A 13,160-nucleotide genomic window follows, 5' to 3' on the forward strand; every position below is an offset into this window, starting at 1 on the left:
TGCGTCAGTGGCGCTTCAGCCACTGGATGCCGTACGCGTCCAGCGTGACGCGCCGGCCGTCCACCGTCGTCTGTACGGGGCGGTCGAGGGTGTTGACGACGAGGGCCGTCTTGCGGTCGGCGAGGACGCGGACGTCCGCCCGGCTGTCGGCGGCGACGTCCACGGGCTCGAAGTCCGTACCGGGCGGGAACGCGTGGGAGAAGCGGGACAGCAGGTCCATCATGGGCAGCCGGCTGCCGCCGCCGACCAGTTCGGTGCTGCGCCACAGGCAGCCGGGGCAGTCGGCGCTCTCGTTCTGCGGGTTCCAGTAGAAGCCGCTGGTGGCGCCGCCCTCGGCCATGGAGATCAGCGCGCTCGCCTGGACGGCGGTGCGGCGCGGCTCGCTCCAGCCGCCGCGGTCGTCGTTCGCGTCCGCGACTTCGACGTACCACTCCGCCCACCACAGCGGCAGCCCGGTCGTCTCCCGCAGCCAGCGTCCGGTGTCGGCGAATTTGCGGGTGGCGGCGAACTCGTCCGGCACGTACCGGTCGTCCTTGGTGTAGCTGGAGCCGTCCACGACGACGAAGTCCGCGCCCGCCTTGTGCTCGTTCCAGTACTCGACGGCGTCGACGGTGCGCTGGTCCAGGCTGCCCCAGGGGCCCTGCACGTCGGAGGCGTAGGTGTCGTCACCGGGCGGATGGCTGTCCATGACCGCGTACGGGCCGCCCACCTGGTTGTCCTTGTCGATTTTCTTCAGCTCGCGGTAGACCAGGTTGTACAGGCGGGTGTAGCCCTCGTAGTCCCAGCGGTTCCTGGCCTCGTCGAAGAAGCCCTTGAACTCGTTCCAGACGATGAAGTGCCGGATGTCGGGATAGCGCCGGGCGATCGTCGCGACCAGCTCGGCGAAGTCCGCGTAGTGCTCCGGACTCGGCGCCTTCTCCAGCGCGCTCCAGTCCGTCGCGCCCGCCTTGCCGCCCTTCATCCAGTCGGGGGCGCAGCACAGCGTCAGTACGGGCGTGCCGCCGGTGCGGCGGATCAGGTCGACGCGGCTGTCCAGGTCCTTGAAGTCGTACTTCCCCGGGCTCGGTTCGGGGTTCTGCGCGCCCCAGCCCATGATGTGCTGGTTCTGCGGCATCGGGTCGGCGGACAGCAGCCGGCCGGCGCCGGCGGTGGCGGCCTTGTTGCCGCGGTCCGCGCTGTACTCGGTGTGGGTGAAGCCCCAGCCCACTTGGGCGTCGGGCGAGGTGGCGGCCCGTTTGGCGCTGCTGCCGCTCTCCGGCGGGAAGCCGCACATGGCCAGCGCCATGGCCAGCGCCGCGACGCCCATCGCGAGCAGGGCGGTGGCCCGGGACCGGTTGCCGAGCCCGCGGCCCGCGCCGGTCTTCGCGGCCGCTGCCTTCAGGTCCGGCGGGCGCGGCGGGCGCGCCGTCTCCGTACCGCCGTGCCGGTCCCCACCGTGACGTTCCCCATGACGTCCCACAACGGGCCAGCCTAGCCAGCTTCGCGGGCCGGGCGGCCGGATTCCGGGGAAGTGCCGGGGGCCGGTCCGCCCGGTGTGTACGGGGCGGGGAAAAGTCCGGGGTGGCGGGGGTAAATTCCGTGTACGCGGTGGCCGGTGTTGCCGGATCATGGTGGTCATGTGTGCCGACCACGTCCAGCCGTCCGCCGCCGAGGAGTCCCTCCCGATCCGTTTGAACATGGACGACAGCGATTCGCCGTCCGATGTCGTAGACGCCCTGTTCCTGGGCCGGTTCGCCAACGGCGAGCAGCCGTATGCGCGCAGCCGCTCGGTGGACCGCGTCAAGTCCGGCCTGACGCTGCTGCCGCCCGGCGCCAAGGTGCTGCGTTCGGCGCGCGACGAGGACCGCAGCGCGACCCTCGCCGAGGGCGACGGCTTCACTTTGCTGGTGTCGCGGTGGAACCGCGGCGCGGACGTGACCGTGACCGCCACCACCGACGAGCTGGCCCAGAAGGTGCTGGGCCAGTCCGCCGACGGCGCGGAGGACGAGCCGGAGCCGCAGCCGGAGAACGTCGCGATGGGCTTTTGGTACCTCTCCCCGCGGCGCGGCCCGCACCGTACGACACGGCAGATCTCCGCCGGTACGTGGGACGAGATCCGCCCCAACTACACCGCGCCGGTGGCCGAGGCCCTGGACCGGCTGATGAAGGTGGCGCCGGAGGAGATCGCCGGGCGGCTGCTGTTGCTGCACGGCCCGCCCGGCACGGGCAAGACCTCCGCGCTGCGCACCCTGGCCCGCTCCTGGCGGGACTGGTGCCAGGTCGACTGCGTCCTGGACCCGGAGCGCTTGTTCAACGACATCGGCTACCTGATGGACATCGCCATCGGCGAGGACGACGCGGCGGGCAAGGGGCGCTGGCGGCTGCTCCTGCTGGAGGACTGCGACGAACTGATCCGCGGCGAGGCCAAGCACACGGCGGGGCAGGCGCTGTCCCGGCTGCTGAACCTGACGGACGGACTGCTGGGCCAGGGCCGCAACGTCCTGGTCGGCGTGACGACCAACGAGGACCTGGAGCGGATGCACCCGGCGGTGGTCCGGCCGGGCCGCTGCCTGGCCCGTATCGAGGTGGGCCCGCTGAACCGGACGGAAGCGGTGCGGTGGCTCGGCAGGGAGGACGGCGTCGGCCGGGACGGCGCGACGCTGGCGGAGCTGTACGCGCTGCGCCGGGGCACCGGCCCCGCCTCGGTGCCGTCACAGGACTCGGGCGCGGACGCGGGGCTGTACCTGTAGGGGCCGGCCCGCGGGGCGGCTGCCCGGGACGTCCTTCGGGCGCCCGCCCCACCGGTCACACGTACGACTCCCCCACCGGTCACACGTACGACTCCCGCCCCGCGGCACACGCACGGCTCCGGACCCCGGTCACGCGTACAGCTCCCGCAGCCGTACCGACAGGCATGTCACGCACCCCTCCAGCTTCTCGAACTCGCCGATCTCCACCGGCACCGGCTCGTACCCGAGATCCGCGAACAGCTCCGCGCTGCGGGGCGCGCTCGCGCTCATCAGCAGCCGCCCGCCGCCGAGCAGGACGACATGCGCCCCGGCTTCCTCCGGCACCGCCAGGAAGCGGGGGAAGACGGCGGGGTCGTCGACCAGCGGCGGGTAGCCGATGACGGTGCCGTCCGGCAGCGCGGTGACCGCGGACTTCAGGTGCAGCACCTTGCTCACCGGTACGGCGACCACGCGCGCCCCCAACGGCTCGAACACCGCGCGCAGTTGGCGTACGCCTTCGGCGTTGGTGCGCCCGCCGCGCCCCACGTACACCGTGTCGCCCACCTTCAGGACGTCGCCGCCTTCCAGCGTGCCCGGGGCGCGTACGCGGTTGAGGGAACAGCCCAGCGCGGCCGCCGCCTCCTCGGCCGCTGCCACCTCCGGCCGACGGGTCGGGGCGCCGGGCCGGGCCAGCAGCATCACGTTACGGAAGACGACCATGGCGTCCTCGACGAACACGGCGTCGGGACAGTCGTCGGCGGGCGCCACTTCCGTGGTCTCCCAGCCGTGCGCCCGCAGCGTACGGACGTACTCCTCCCACTGGAGCAGCGCGCGCTCCGGGTCCGCCGGGCGGCGTTCTATGTGTGTCGTCAGCCCCTCGGCCAGACGCGGCCCGGGGCGGCGTATGAGGGCCTTCTTGCTGGTCACAAGGCGGCCTTCGGGTAGCCCTGCCGGTCCTCGGGGAGTTCCCGCACGAGGCAGAAGGGGTGGCCGGCGGGGTCCGCGTAGACGCGGAAGCCGCGTGGGGGTGCGTCGTGGGTGGAGTCGAGCAGGGTGGCGCCCGCGTCGAGCGCCTTGTGGTGCGCGGTCTCAAGGTCGTCGACGCCGAGATCCAGGTGGGACTGCTGGGGGTGCGCCGGGTCCGGCCAGCGGGGCGGGCGGTGGCCGGGGACGCGCTGGAAGGCGAGGACCGTGCCGGTTGCGGTGTGCAGGGTGACCCAGTCGTCGTCGGTGGTCCACAGGGAGGTCCGGCGGTTGATCTCGCCGCCGAGCAGCTCCGCGTAGAAGCGGGCGAGCCGCAGGGGGTCGGGGCAGTCCAGGGCGGTGCACTGGACACGGGCGGTGGCGGTCATGCGTCGTCTCCGTAGGTGGCGCGCAGGGCGTCCGTGACGGCCGCGAGGGCCGCGGCGTGGTCCAGGCCGAGGCGGCGGGCGCGCCGGGCGTAGGAGGAAGCGGCTGCCGCCGCCTCCTTGTCGGCCGCCTCGCCGGCCGCCGCGACGAAGGTGCCGTTGCGGCCCCGCGTCTCGATCACACCGTCCGTCTCCAGGGCGCGGTAGGCCTTGGCGACGGTGTTGGCGGCCAGCCCGAGCTGCTCGGCGAGGCCGCGTACGGTGGGCAGTTTGCGGCCGACCGGCAGGCCGCCGGCCCGGGCCTGGCCGGCGATCTGGGCGCGGACCTGCTCGAACGGGGCGTCCGCCGCGTCCGGGTCGATGGTCAGCCGCAGGGGCGGCGCTTGCTGGACGGCCACGGTGGCGCTCCTGGTACGGGGTTGCGAGGGACGCAGGGGGTGGGTCGCACCCATTGTGCGCCAGGGGTGCCCGCCATGTCCGCAGGGCCGCCCATGTCGTGCCGTGGCACCGGCCGTGGCGGAGCGCGCGACCGGCGTGCGCTCCCCCGCCCCGGGCGTGCGGGATATTCGGAGGCGGCGCGCGCCCGGTGGGCGTACCGTCCCGCTGATGACCATCACTGTGCGCCCGTTCCGCCGCGCCGACGCCCGGGACGTCTGTGACGTGCGGCGTCGTGTGTTCCCCTACGGAATCTGTACACCGCAGTCCGTCGCCTGGGAGGTCGCCGAGGCGCCCGCCGCCCGGCAGTTGCGGGTGTTCGTCGCCGAGGCGGGCGGCCGTGCCGTCGGCATGGCGAAGGCTTCGGTCCAGCACGACAGCAGCACACCCGGGCAGGGCGTCGTCTCGGTGCTGGTGGACCCCGGGCACCGCGGACGCGGCGCGGGCAGCGCCCTGCTCGCGGCGGCGGAGGGCCACCTGACCGGCCTCGGCGTCAACCGCCTGCACGCCCGTCCCCAGGACGACCCGCGCTCGTTGGCCTTCGCCGAACGCCGCGGCTACCGCCGCCTGCGCGCGTCCCGTTACCTCCGTCTCGACCTCGCGCACGCCGTACTGCCGCCGCTGCCCGTCGGTCTCCCGCCCGGGACGCAGGTGTGCACCGCCGCCGACCTCGGTGCCGACCCCCGTCCGCTGTTCGAGGCGGACGCCGAGGTCACGGCGGACGAGCCGGACGATCTGACGGTCGACGCGATGGCGTACGAGGACTGGATCACCCACACCTGGGAGCACCCGGACATCGACCTGGATCTGACCACGGTGGTGCGCGTCGGCGGCGAGATCGCGGCGTTCAGCCTGGCCAGGACGGACGGCCTGGGCCGCTACGGCTCGGAGATGACCGGCTCCCGCCGCGCCCACCGGGGGCGGGGGCTGGCCAAGCTGGCCAAGACCGCTTCCCTGCACCGGGCCCGCGACGCCGGCTGCACAGAGGCGTTCACCGCCAACGACGCCGGGAACGCCCCGATGCTCGCCATCAACACCGCGCTCGGCTACCGCCGCACCGCCGTCGAGTGGCACTGCGTCCGGGACCTGGCGTACGCGTAGGGCGCCGGGGCGGCGCCCATCGGTTGCCGAAACCTGTCAGGAACCGAACAAGCGTGGGCGCACTCCTGTGGGTGCGGGACAAGTTCCACGGGGAATGCGCCAGTTCCCCTGGCGGGCCGGCCGTCCGCGTAGCCTCCTCGTCGCCCGGAAAGCCGGGCCGACCAGCGTGTCAGGATGAGGAGTTCACGTGCCGGGTATAGAGGTGAGCCTGCTGGAGGCCATGAGCGTGCCCGGCGCGCGAGGCGCCGCGATCGTGGACTGGACGTGCGGGTTCGCGCTGGAGTCGGTCGGCGAACAGGCCCTGGGCGGGCCCGAGGCGGCCGCCGCCGAGGCGGCCGAACTGGCCCGGCTGGTGCTGGGAACCGCCATGTTCGCCGAGGGCCCGGCCCTCAAGGCCGCCCTGCCGGTCGAGGACCTGATCGTCACCACCCGCAGCGGATATCACCTGGTGCGCTTCGTGGACCCCGCGGCGGGGCACAGCGTGCTCCTGCATCTGTGGCTCGACCGCGCGTCCGGGAATCTCGCCCTGGCCCGCCTCCGGCTGGAGGGCGTTGCCGGACAGCTGGCACTGGCATGAGCACCGCACCGCCGGTGGCACCGGCGGCCCTGCCCCCGCGTCCCTCGATGCTGTCGCGCCTGGCCGAGTCGCACGCCACCGGCGCGCTCCAGTGCGGGCCCGGCACGCTCTACCTGGTCGGCGGGCGGGTCGTGCACGCCGAGAGCGCGGCGGCCCCCGGGCTGGAGGTCCTGCTCACCGCGGGGGGACGGGTGCCGCAGGCCGTGTGGGACGAGGCGCTCGGACGGGCGGGAGTCCCCGACCACGTGCCCGGCCGCCTGGTCAAGGAGGGCTTCCTGTCCGCCGGCCAGGCCGAGGTGTGGTGGCTGACCGCCCTGTTCGACGCGGCGTTCTTCGCGCTGGCTCCGCGCAGCGGTCCGACGCGTTTCCAGCACGGCTTCGTACGGGAGGGCGGCGGCCGGCCGCGCTCCGTCGCGGCGGAGCGGGTCCTGCGGGAGACGCGGCGGCGCAGGCGGCTGCTGGGCGGCCGGTGGCCGGGACCGGAGATCGACACCTCGCCCGTCCTGCGCCGGCCGGCGGCGGGCGCCGGGGTTCCGGCGCGTCTGGAAGCCGTGCTGGCCCTCGCCGACGGGACGCGCACCCCCGGCACCATCGCCCGTGAACTGGGACGGCCGGCCTTCCACGTACTCCTGGAGGTGCGACGTCTCGCCGTGGCGGGCCTGCTCGTCCCCCGCCCCACGGACCCGCCGCCCGACAGCTCCCCCGCCGGTACGCCGGACGGCGAGCGCCCTCGGGCACCGGGCCCCCCGGACCCGCCCGACGTCGCCCTGCTGCGGCGCGTCCGTGACGCACTGGAGGCCCGTCTGTGAAGTCCCCCCGCTCCGTCCTCGGTGGAGCACCGCCGTGAGGCGTGTATCGCGTCGCCTCTTCGGAAGGAAGCACGTCATGGCGACAGAGGCCGAGCTCACCGGTGAGCTGGCGCGGCTGCGGGCCTGCGTGGCCCAGGTCACCGGAGCACTGATCGTGGGCGACGACGGCCGGGTGCTGGCCAGGGACGTCTCCGGCGAGGAGGACGCGCACCACCTGGGCCCCCGTACCGCGGACGCGCTGCGGGCCGCCCTTCGCCTGGCCGCGGCGGCCGGGCACGGCACTGCCCACGAGCTCCTGGTCCGCGCGGATCACGGCTGGGTCGGCGCCTACACCGCGGGGCGCTCGGCCGCGCTGGCCTTGGTGACGGCTCCTCAGGCCAACGTCGGCCGGCTGCGCCTGGAGGCGCACCGGTCCAGCACCCGCATCAGCGCGCTGATCGACGGCGCCCCGGAACGACAGGAGAACACCTGACGATGAACCGGACCACCCCCCGCTCCCCGCATGGACGAAAGGCGAGCACCACTCCCATGATGAACACTGAGACGGCCCTCAAAGAAGCGATGACCGGCATAGAAGGCGCCCTGGGCGTCGCCCTGGTCGACTACGGAAGCGGCATGGCACTCGGCACCCTGGGCGGCAACAAGGACCTGGACCTGTCCGTCGCCACGGCCGGCAACACCGACGTCGTGCGGGCCAAGGTCCGCACCATGGAGATGCTCGGTCTCAAGGACGAGATCGAGGACATCCTGATCACCCTCGGTACGCAGTACCACCTCATCCGGCTGCTGAAGTCCCGCAACAACAGCGGCCTGTTCCTCTACCTGGCACTCGACAAGGAGCGGGCCAACCTCGCGATGGCCCGGCACCAGCTCCGGCGCATCGAAAGCGGACTGGACATCTGACCCGCTCAGTGGCGGCGCCGCGCACGGAAGGCGGCGCCGCTTCGCGCGCCCGCGGGCTCGCCCTCCGTACCCGGGCCGCCGACGTAGTGGAACGCCGGCGGCGGATGCATCAGGAAGTCGTGGTGCGAGATGTTCCAGGCGTACGCGCCGGCCAGGGCGAAAGCGATGCGGTCGCCGGCGCGCAGGTGGGCGACGGGGACCCGGCTCGCCAGTACGTCCTTCGGGGTGCACAGCTGGCCCGCGAGCGTGACGTCCTGGCCGTGCGCGCCCGGTCGCGGCCAGGGGCGGGTCCACTCCTCGACGGGCAGCACGACGAAGGGGTGGTCGTGGCCCTTGGCGGCCGGGGTGCGCAGGTGGTGGGTGCCGCCGCGCAGGACGGCGAACGCCTCGCCGTGGCTGTGCTTGACGTCCAGCACCTCGGTCACGTACCAGCCGCAGTACGCGGTCAGCGCCCTGCCGGGTTCGATGCGCAGGGCGAATTCGGGGTAGCGGTCGGCCAGTCCGGCGAGCCCGGTGCCGTATTCCGTCCAGTCGAAGCGGGTGCCGGGGCGCCCGTAGTCCACCGCCATGCCGCCGCCGAGGCCGACCTCGCACAGGGAGTGGCCGTGCCGGGCGGCGAAGTGCCGGGCCCACTCGGTGATCCGCCCGGCGATGGCCAGCTGGGCGGGCGCGTCCAGGCCGCTGGCCAGGTGGGCGTGGATGCCGCGCAGCCGCAGCGGCCCGTCGCAGAGCAGCGGCAGGCAGTGTTCCGCGCGCGCCGGGTCGAGGCCGAACGGCGTGGCCCGGCCGCCCATGGCGAGGGCGGCGCCGTTCGTGGCCCCGGCGCCGAGCGGCAGGTTGACGCGGAGCAGGACGTCGGCGGGACGGCCGGTCTGCCTGGCGAGGGCGGAGAGCATCCGCAGTTCGTGCTCGCTTTCCAGGTGGAAGCGTTCGACGCCCAGGTCCAGGGCCGCGCGCAGCTCCGCCTCGGTCTTACCGGGGCCGCCGAATGCCAGCGGCAGCACGGGCACGGCCGCGCGTACGTGTGCGGCCTCGCCCGCGGAGGAGACCTCGCAGCCGTCGGCGTAGGGGGCCAGCGTCCGCAGCAGACGCGCGTCCGGATTGGCCTTGGCCGCGTAGTACAGCTCGACTTGGGGCGGCAGGGCGGCCCGTACGAAGGCCGCGTGGGCGGCGAGGTCGGCCAGGTCGTACACGTAGGCGGGCAGCGGGCCGTCGAGTGTGCTGCCGGGGCCCGGGTGCCCGGCCATGAGGGTGTCCACCTGGCGCGCGGCCAGCTCCGTGATCATGAGGTACTCCGGGGGCGGGGGAAGGCGGCCCGGGGTTCGGTGCGTGCACAGGGCGTGTTCGGGCCGCCGGACACCGTACCGCTCGCGGTGTCGGGCCCGACGGGCGAGGTGATGCGTACGTATCCCGCCTCCCGGTCCGCCGCGCGCCCCCACCGCGTCAGCAGGTTGGCCTTGGCGGGCAGCGGCGCCCCGGCCAGCAGGGCGCGCAGTTCGGCCGGGCCGCCGTGCGCGGCGCTCCGCTCGCGCAGCACGCCGCGTACGGCGCGCCACAGCTCGCCTTCCAGCGCCGGGTGCCGGTCGGCGACGGCGGCGGCCGTCTCGGCGAGGTGGTTGACGAGCAGGCAGTAGACGACCCGGTCCCAGCCGCGTTCGCGCTCGTACACGAGGGGCTGTGCGACGTCCCGCGGCAGGCTGCCGAGGAACGCGGTGTGCGGGCCGGGCAGCAGCTTGGTGCCCTCCAGGTCGCGGAAGAGGACCTGGACGGGCATGCCGAGGGCGTCGACGCCGAGGACGACGTTCTGGAGGTGCGGTTCGAGGACCACGCCGTGGTCGAAGTAGGCGGCCAGGACGGGCGGCACGAGCAGCGCGAGATACGCGTCCCACCAGCCCAGTGCCGCCACCGGGTCGGCGCCGCGCAGCAGTTCGCCGAACTGCGCGTCGCTCGACGGGTGCTCGTCGGCGACGGCGGCGGCGAGCAGCGGAGTGACGCCGGGCCGCAGCCGTGCCCCCAGGCCTTCCCGCACGATGACGCCGAGGCCTTCGGCCAGTTCGCGGTCGCCGACGTCCACGGTGCGGTAGGCGGGCTCCCGCAGCAGGTCGCAGCCGGGGAAGCGGGCGGCCAGGGCGGTGGCGACCGGTTCCAGGTGGCGGGTGAGGGCGACGGCGCCGCGCAGTTCGTAGTCGGCGTTCTTGCGTACGCAGTTGGTGATGCGGGTGTTCAGGCTGAACTTGAGGAAGTCCCGGCCGTCGTAGAGCGTGCGGACGGACGCGGTGGGCGCGAAGGTGTCGCCGCGCTCCCCCAGGTCGAGGACGTCGCCGCGCCGTACGGCGTCCCGCAGGGCCGGGTGCGCGCGGAGCATGGCGTACTGCCAGGGGTGCGCGGGCAGCAGCCGGTACCCGTCGGGTACGTCGCCCTGCCGGTCCAGTGCCGGCAGCGCGGTGGGCGAGGCCGTCTCCTCGCGTACGCGGTCGGCGCGTACGGCCAGGTGGCGCAGCGGGAAGCGGGCGCCGGCCTCGGGTGCGTAGCGGGCCCAGTCCGCGGCGTTGCCGGTACGGGACTTGGGCGTCGGGTGGAAACGGTGCCCGAACCACAGCGACTGTTCGGAGCGCAGGTAGCGGGCGTGCGGGTCGGTGTCCCGGCCGCTCGCCCGGCCGGGGGCGGCGGCGTGGCCGAGGGCGGCGGCGACGCCCGCGTGGCTCGACGCGACCTGCGCGCGGAACTCCTCGTTCCGTACTCCCGTGCGCAGCTCCAGTTCGCGCTGCGCGCACGCGGCCAGCTCCTGCCAGCCCAGTTCGTGCCAGTCGCCGTCGCTCCACCGCCCGGCCGGGCCGCGGAAGCGGTGTGCGCCGGTGAGCGAGGTGCGGCGCAGCCCGATCCGCAGCAGTTCGCCGCAGCGCGGCAGCCGGAGCAGCAGGTGTTCACCGGACACGGCGGTCTGCCGCTCAGGACCGCAGATCTCGCGCAGCAGGCAGTTCAGGAGGGTGTGGGCGACGGGTTCGTCGGCCGAGTCCGGGACGGTGCGGTCGGGGTCGGTGCCGGCCGTGCGGGAGGGGGCGAGGGGCATTGCGGGGACTCCAACAGGGGGGTGGGGAGGGGCTGGCGAGGAGAGCGGAGGGCCCGGGGCGGGGGCGTCAGCGGGCCCGGCCGGGCGCCGGACAGCGGCCGGGCGCCGGGTGCGGTGCCGGACACCGGCCGGACACCGGTCGCGGTGCCCGGAGCGCGGTCACCGGCCCGGCGCCAGGTAGTTCGGCCCGGTGACGTAGTGCTTGTTGATGTCCGAGGCCCCGGACCGCCGCTTCGTGAGCAGGCTGCCGGCCGTGACCATGGCTTTGACCGGCAGCCGGTCGGCGTCCAGGACACGGTGGCGCAGCACGGCGGCGGCGGCGCCGGGCGCGGCGTCCAGCCGGTCGACGGCCTCCGTCAGCCGCGCCCTGAGCTGCCCGAGCAGCACCGGCAGCGGCGCGCGGCCGAGCCGGGCCAGTTCGAAGGCGAGGGCCCCGGCGCACAGGTGGACGGTGATGGTGGCGAAGACGTCCGCCACCGGGACGTCGCCGCCCACCAGGATGCGCCGGTCGTCGAATCCGCACAGGTCGGCGGCGTGCCCGCCGAGGACCGCGGCGAGCCGTACGGTGTTCACCCGCGGCCCGTCGTTGTCCTTGAGCAGCAGGCGCAGGCGGGGCCGCCCGGCCACCTCGTCCAGGACGAGCGAGGTGTTCTGCTGGTGCGACTCCAGCGCGATGCCGTACGCGAAGAGGGTGGTGTGCCAGTCCAGGAGGAGCGTCAGGTAGGCGTCCAGGAGGGCGAGCAGGTCACCGTCGTAGAAGCGGCGGGCGAGGTCGTCGGCGACGAGGGAGCCGTCCGGCATCCGGGCGGCGAGCGCGGCCAGCGGCACCACCCGCGCGCCGCGCAGGCCGCTGGACCCGCGCAGACCGCGCAGGCTGCGCGCCCCGTTCAGCCCGCCGGCGCCCCCGCAGACCGCCGTCGCGCCGCCGCTGCCCTTCGGATAGCGGCGCACCAGGGTGGCCAGCAGGTCGTGTCCGGCGTCCAGGTGGGTGGTCTCGTCGGCGAGGAGCACGGTCTCGGCGAAGCGCGGGTGCCGGGCTACGACGGTCTCCAGAAGCCGCTGGGCCACCGCGCCGTCCACGAGCGTGCCGGGTTTCATGCCGCGCCGGTTGAGGCGGCCCAGGGTGGCGGTGGCGAGCGGGAGTTTGAGGTGGGTGTACGGGTCGTCGGTGACGGCGACGGTCCGCATCGACAGGGTCGGCCGCACCCGCAGCCACGCGCGGTCGGCGAGCCGCGCGCCGTCCTCCAGTCCGCGGTCGCGCAGCGCTTCGGCCAGTGGCCCGTCCGCGGTGAGGGGGTGGACGGGCAGCGTGAGGTGGCTGCCGTCCAGCCGGGGCAGGCCCAGGTCCGCGGGGGTGGGCCACCAGGCGGGCAGGGCCGCCGGGTCGCCGTCGACGGTCTCGCGCGGGAGGGCCAGCCAGCGCAGTGCGAAGCCGGGTGCGAATTCCGGTGCGTAGGCGCGGATCTGGGTGTCGTCCAGGCCGATGCGGGCCCGGCCGGTGGGGTAGACGGGGTGGTCGCGGTAGGCGGCGAGCGTGTCGTAGTCGAGCGCGCCGCCGGGGCCGCACCAGGCGCGGTCGCCGTCGTGGGCGCCGGCCGTCGCGCCGCGCTCTGTGCCGTACGCGCGGACCGCCGCGCCACGGACCCCGCCGGCCGTACCGACCGTGGCGGCCGTCACCCCGTTGCTCCCGTCGCTCCCACCGCTTCCGTTGTTCCCATTGCTTCCGCTGTTCCCGCCGTACGCGCCGCCGCCCGCGTGCGGGCCGAGCCGGGCGATCACCGCCGCGCGCTCGGCGGCCTGCGTCCGGGCCGTGGCCAGCGCCTGGTGGCACTCGTCGGTGTAGGCGTCGAAGCCCGGCCGGTCCTCGGGCGGCACCGCGGTGCGCAGCAGCCCCATGATGCCGTCCACCCCGGCGACCCGGGTGCCGTCGGCGCGCTCCAGCTCTCCCGTACGGGCGGCGGTCTCGCACTGGAAGCCGTCGGCCTCGACCGGGACCAGGACCGGCCCGTCCGGCAGGCCCAGCCGCAGCCAGTCCCCGTCCGCCCGGCGCACCGTCGCGGCGCGGCGGCGCAGCCCGTACGCGTCCTCGCGCAGCAGCGCGCTCAGCACGCGCCGCATCAGTTCCTCTTCCGGCCCGCCGTCCCGGCGGCCGGATGCCTCGCCCTCCAGGGCCGCATCCCGCAGCGTGTCCGGTACGCCGTCACCCGT

Annotated in this window: 13 protein-coding genes; 6 read left to right on the top strand and 7 right to left on the bottom strand. The window is 74.7% G+C overall.

Features of this window, described 5'->3' with window-relative positions:
- Positions 1 to 4: 4 nt before the first annotated feature.
- Positions 5 to 1,459 carry a xylan 1,4-beta-xylosidase gene (locus ACFV57_RS18530; RefSeq protein ID WP_385232817.1) on the bottom strand — a complete coding sequence of 485 codons (1,455 nt, stop codon included), beginning with the start codon at positions 1,457 to 1,459 and terminating at the stop codon, positions 5 to 7.
- Positions 1,460 to 1,616: 157 nt separating this feature from the next.
- On the opposite strand from ACFV57_RS18530, the gene ACFV57_RS18535 reads away from it, so the two are divergent.
- The gene (locus ACFV57_RS18535) at positions 1,617 to 2,729 is read left to right on the top strand and encodes a DUF5925 domain-containing protein (RefSeq protein WP_385232820.1); all 1,113 of its coding nucleotides are present in this window, start codon (positions 1,617 to 1,619) and stop codon (positions 2,727 to 2,729) included.
- A gap of 129 nt (positions 2,730 to 2,858) precedes the next feature.
- Here ACFV57_RS18535 and ddaH read toward each other — a convergent pair whose 3' ends face one another.
- Genes ddaH through ACFV57_RS18550 form a run of 3 tightly spaced genes read right to left on the bottom strand, consistent with a single transcriptional unit; the run spans position 2,859 to position 4,455 of the window.
- The gene (gene ddaH / locus ACFV57_RS18540) at positions 2,859 to 3,635 is read right to left on the bottom strand and encodes a dimethylargininase (protein ID WP_385232823.1); all 777 of its coding nucleotides are present in this window, start codon (positions 3,633 to 3,635) and stop codon (positions 2,859 to 2,861) included.
- Complete coding sequence (locus tag ACFV57_RS18545; protein WP_385232826.1) at positions 3,632 to 4,060, bottom strand: VOC family protein; 429 nt, start codon at positions 4,058 to 4,060, stop codon at positions 3,632 to 3,634. The genes ddaH and ACFV57_RS18545 overlap by 4 nt, the downstream gene beginning before the upstream one ends.
- On the bottom strand, positions 4,057 to 4,455 hold the full coding sequence (locus tag ACFV57_RS18550) for a GntR family transcriptional regulator (protein WP_385232829.1): 399 nt from the start codon (positions 4,453 to 4,455) through the stop codon (positions 4,057 to 4,059). Before ACFV57_RS18550 ends, ACFV57_RS18545 begins: the two co-directional genes overlap by 4 nt.
- Before the next feature lie 208 nt (positions 4,456 to 4,663).
- On the opposite strand from ACFV57_RS18550, the gene ACFV57_RS18555 reads away from it, so the two are divergent.
- The 5 genes from ACFV57_RS18555 (at position 4,664) to ACFV57_RS18575 (ending at position 7,882) form a co-directional block, all read left to right on the top strand.
- Positions 4,664 to 5,593 (top strand): GNAT family N-acetyltransferase, encoded by a 930-nt coding sequence (locus tag ACFV57_RS18555; RefSeq protein ID WP_385232832.1) that lies wholly within the window; start codon positions 4,664 to 4,666, stop codon positions 5,591 to 5,593.
- A gap of 187 nt (positions 5,594 to 5,780) precedes the next feature.
- Positions 5,781 to 6,170: a hypothetical protein gene (locus ACFV57_RS18560; protein ID WP_385232835.1), complete on the top strand. Its 390-nt coding sequence runs from the start codon at positions 5,781 to 5,783 to the stop codon at positions 6,168 to 6,170.
- Positions 6,167 to 6,979, top strand: a complete 813-nt coding sequence (locus ACFV57_RS18565; protein ID WP_385232838.1) for a transcriptional regulator — start codon at positions 6,167 to 6,169, stop codon at positions 6,977 to 6,979. Before ACFV57_RS18560 ends, ACFV57_RS18565 begins: the two co-directional genes overlap by 4 nt.
- A 76-nt stretch (positions 6,980 to 7,055) precedes the next feature.
- Positions 7,056 to 7,451 carry a roadblock/LC7 domain-containing protein gene (locus ACFV57_RS18570; protein ID WP_385232841.1) on the top strand — a complete coding sequence of 132 codons (396 nt, stop codon included), beginning with the start codon at positions 7,056 to 7,058 and terminating at the stop codon, positions 7,449 to 7,451.
- 56 nt (positions 7,452 to 7,507) lie between these two features.
- Positions 7,508 to 7,882: a hypothetical protein gene (locus ACFV57_RS18575; protein WP_385232844.1), complete on the top strand. Its 375-nt coding sequence runs from the start codon at positions 7,508 to 7,510 to the stop codon at positions 7,880 to 7,882.
- Between the two features lie 5 nt (positions 7,883 to 7,887).
- On the opposite strand, the gene ACFV57_RS18580 is transcribed toward ACFV57_RS18575, so the two are convergent.
- From ACFV57_RS18580 to ACFV57_RS18590, 3 genes are all read right to left on the bottom strand, one after another.
- On the bottom strand, positions 7,888 to 9,129 hold the full coding sequence (locus ACFV57_RS18580) for a type III PLP-dependent enzyme (protein ID WP_385232993.1): 1,242 nt from the start codon (positions 9,127 to 9,129) through the stop codon (positions 7,888 to 7,890).
- A gap of 35 nt (positions 9,130 to 9,164) precedes the next feature.
- Positions 9,165 to 10,952 (bottom strand): IucA/IucC family protein, encoded by a 1,788-nt coding sequence (locus ACFV57_RS18585; RefSeq protein WP_385232847.1) that lies wholly within the window; start codon positions 10,950 to 10,952, stop codon positions 9,165 to 9,167.
- Positions 10,953 to 11,111: 159 nt separating this feature from the next.
- Positions 11,112 to 13,070, bottom strand: a complete 1,959-nt coding sequence (locus ACFV57_RS18590; RefSeq protein ID WP_385232996.1) for an IucA/IucC family protein — start codon at positions 13,068 to 13,070, stop codon at positions 11,112 to 11,114.
- Positions 13,071 to 13,160: the final 90 nt, after the last annotated feature.

Source organism: Streptomyces sp. NPDC059788, assembly GCF_042732265.1.
Classification (GTDB): Bacteria; Actinomycetota; Actinomycetes; order Streptomycetales; family Streptomycetaceae; genus Streptomyces.

What these genes read in the sequence shown, in the direction of transcription:
- ACFV57_RS18590 (WP_385232996.1), bottom strand. Translation starts at nt 13,070, where the DNA reads ATGCGGCGCGTGCTGAGCGCGCTGCTGCGCGAGGACGCGTACGGGCTG.
- ACFV57_RS18580 (WP_385232993.1), bottom strand. Translation starts at nt 9,129, where the DNA reads ATGGCCGGGCACCCGGGCCCCGGCAGCACACTCGACGGCCCGCTGCCC.
- ACFV57_RS18535 (WP_385232820.1), top strand. Translation starts at nt 1,617, where the DNA reads ATGTGTGCCGACCACGTCCAGCCGTCCGCCGCCGAGGAGTCCCTCCCG.
- ACFV57_RS18545 (WP_385232826.1), bottom strand. Translation starts at nt 4,060, where the DNA reads ATGACCGCCACCGCCCGTGTCCAGTGCACCGCCCTGGACTGCCCCGAC.
- ACFV57_RS18575 (WP_385232844.1), top strand. Translation starts at nt 7,508, where the DNA reads ATGATGAACACTGAGACGGCCCTCAAAGAAGCGATGACCGGCATAGAA.
- ACFV57_RS18555 (WP_385232832.1), top strand. Translation starts at nt 4,664, where the DNA reads ATGACCATCACTGTGCGCCCGTTCCGCCGCGCCGACGCCCGGGACGTC.
- ACFV57_RS18565 (WP_385232838.1), top strand. Translation starts at nt 6,167, where the DNA reads ATGAGCACCGCACCGCCGGTGGCACCGGCGGCCCTGCCCCCGCGTCCC.
- ACFV57_RS18585 (WP_385232847.1), bottom strand. Translation starts at nt 10,952, where the DNA reads ATGCCCCTCGCCCCCTCCCGCACGGCCGGCACCGACCCCGACCGCACC.
- ACFV57_RS18570 (WP_385232841.1), top strand. Translation starts at nt 7,056, where the DNA reads ATGGCGACAGAGGCCGAGCTCACCGGTGAGCTGGCGCGGCTGCGGGCC.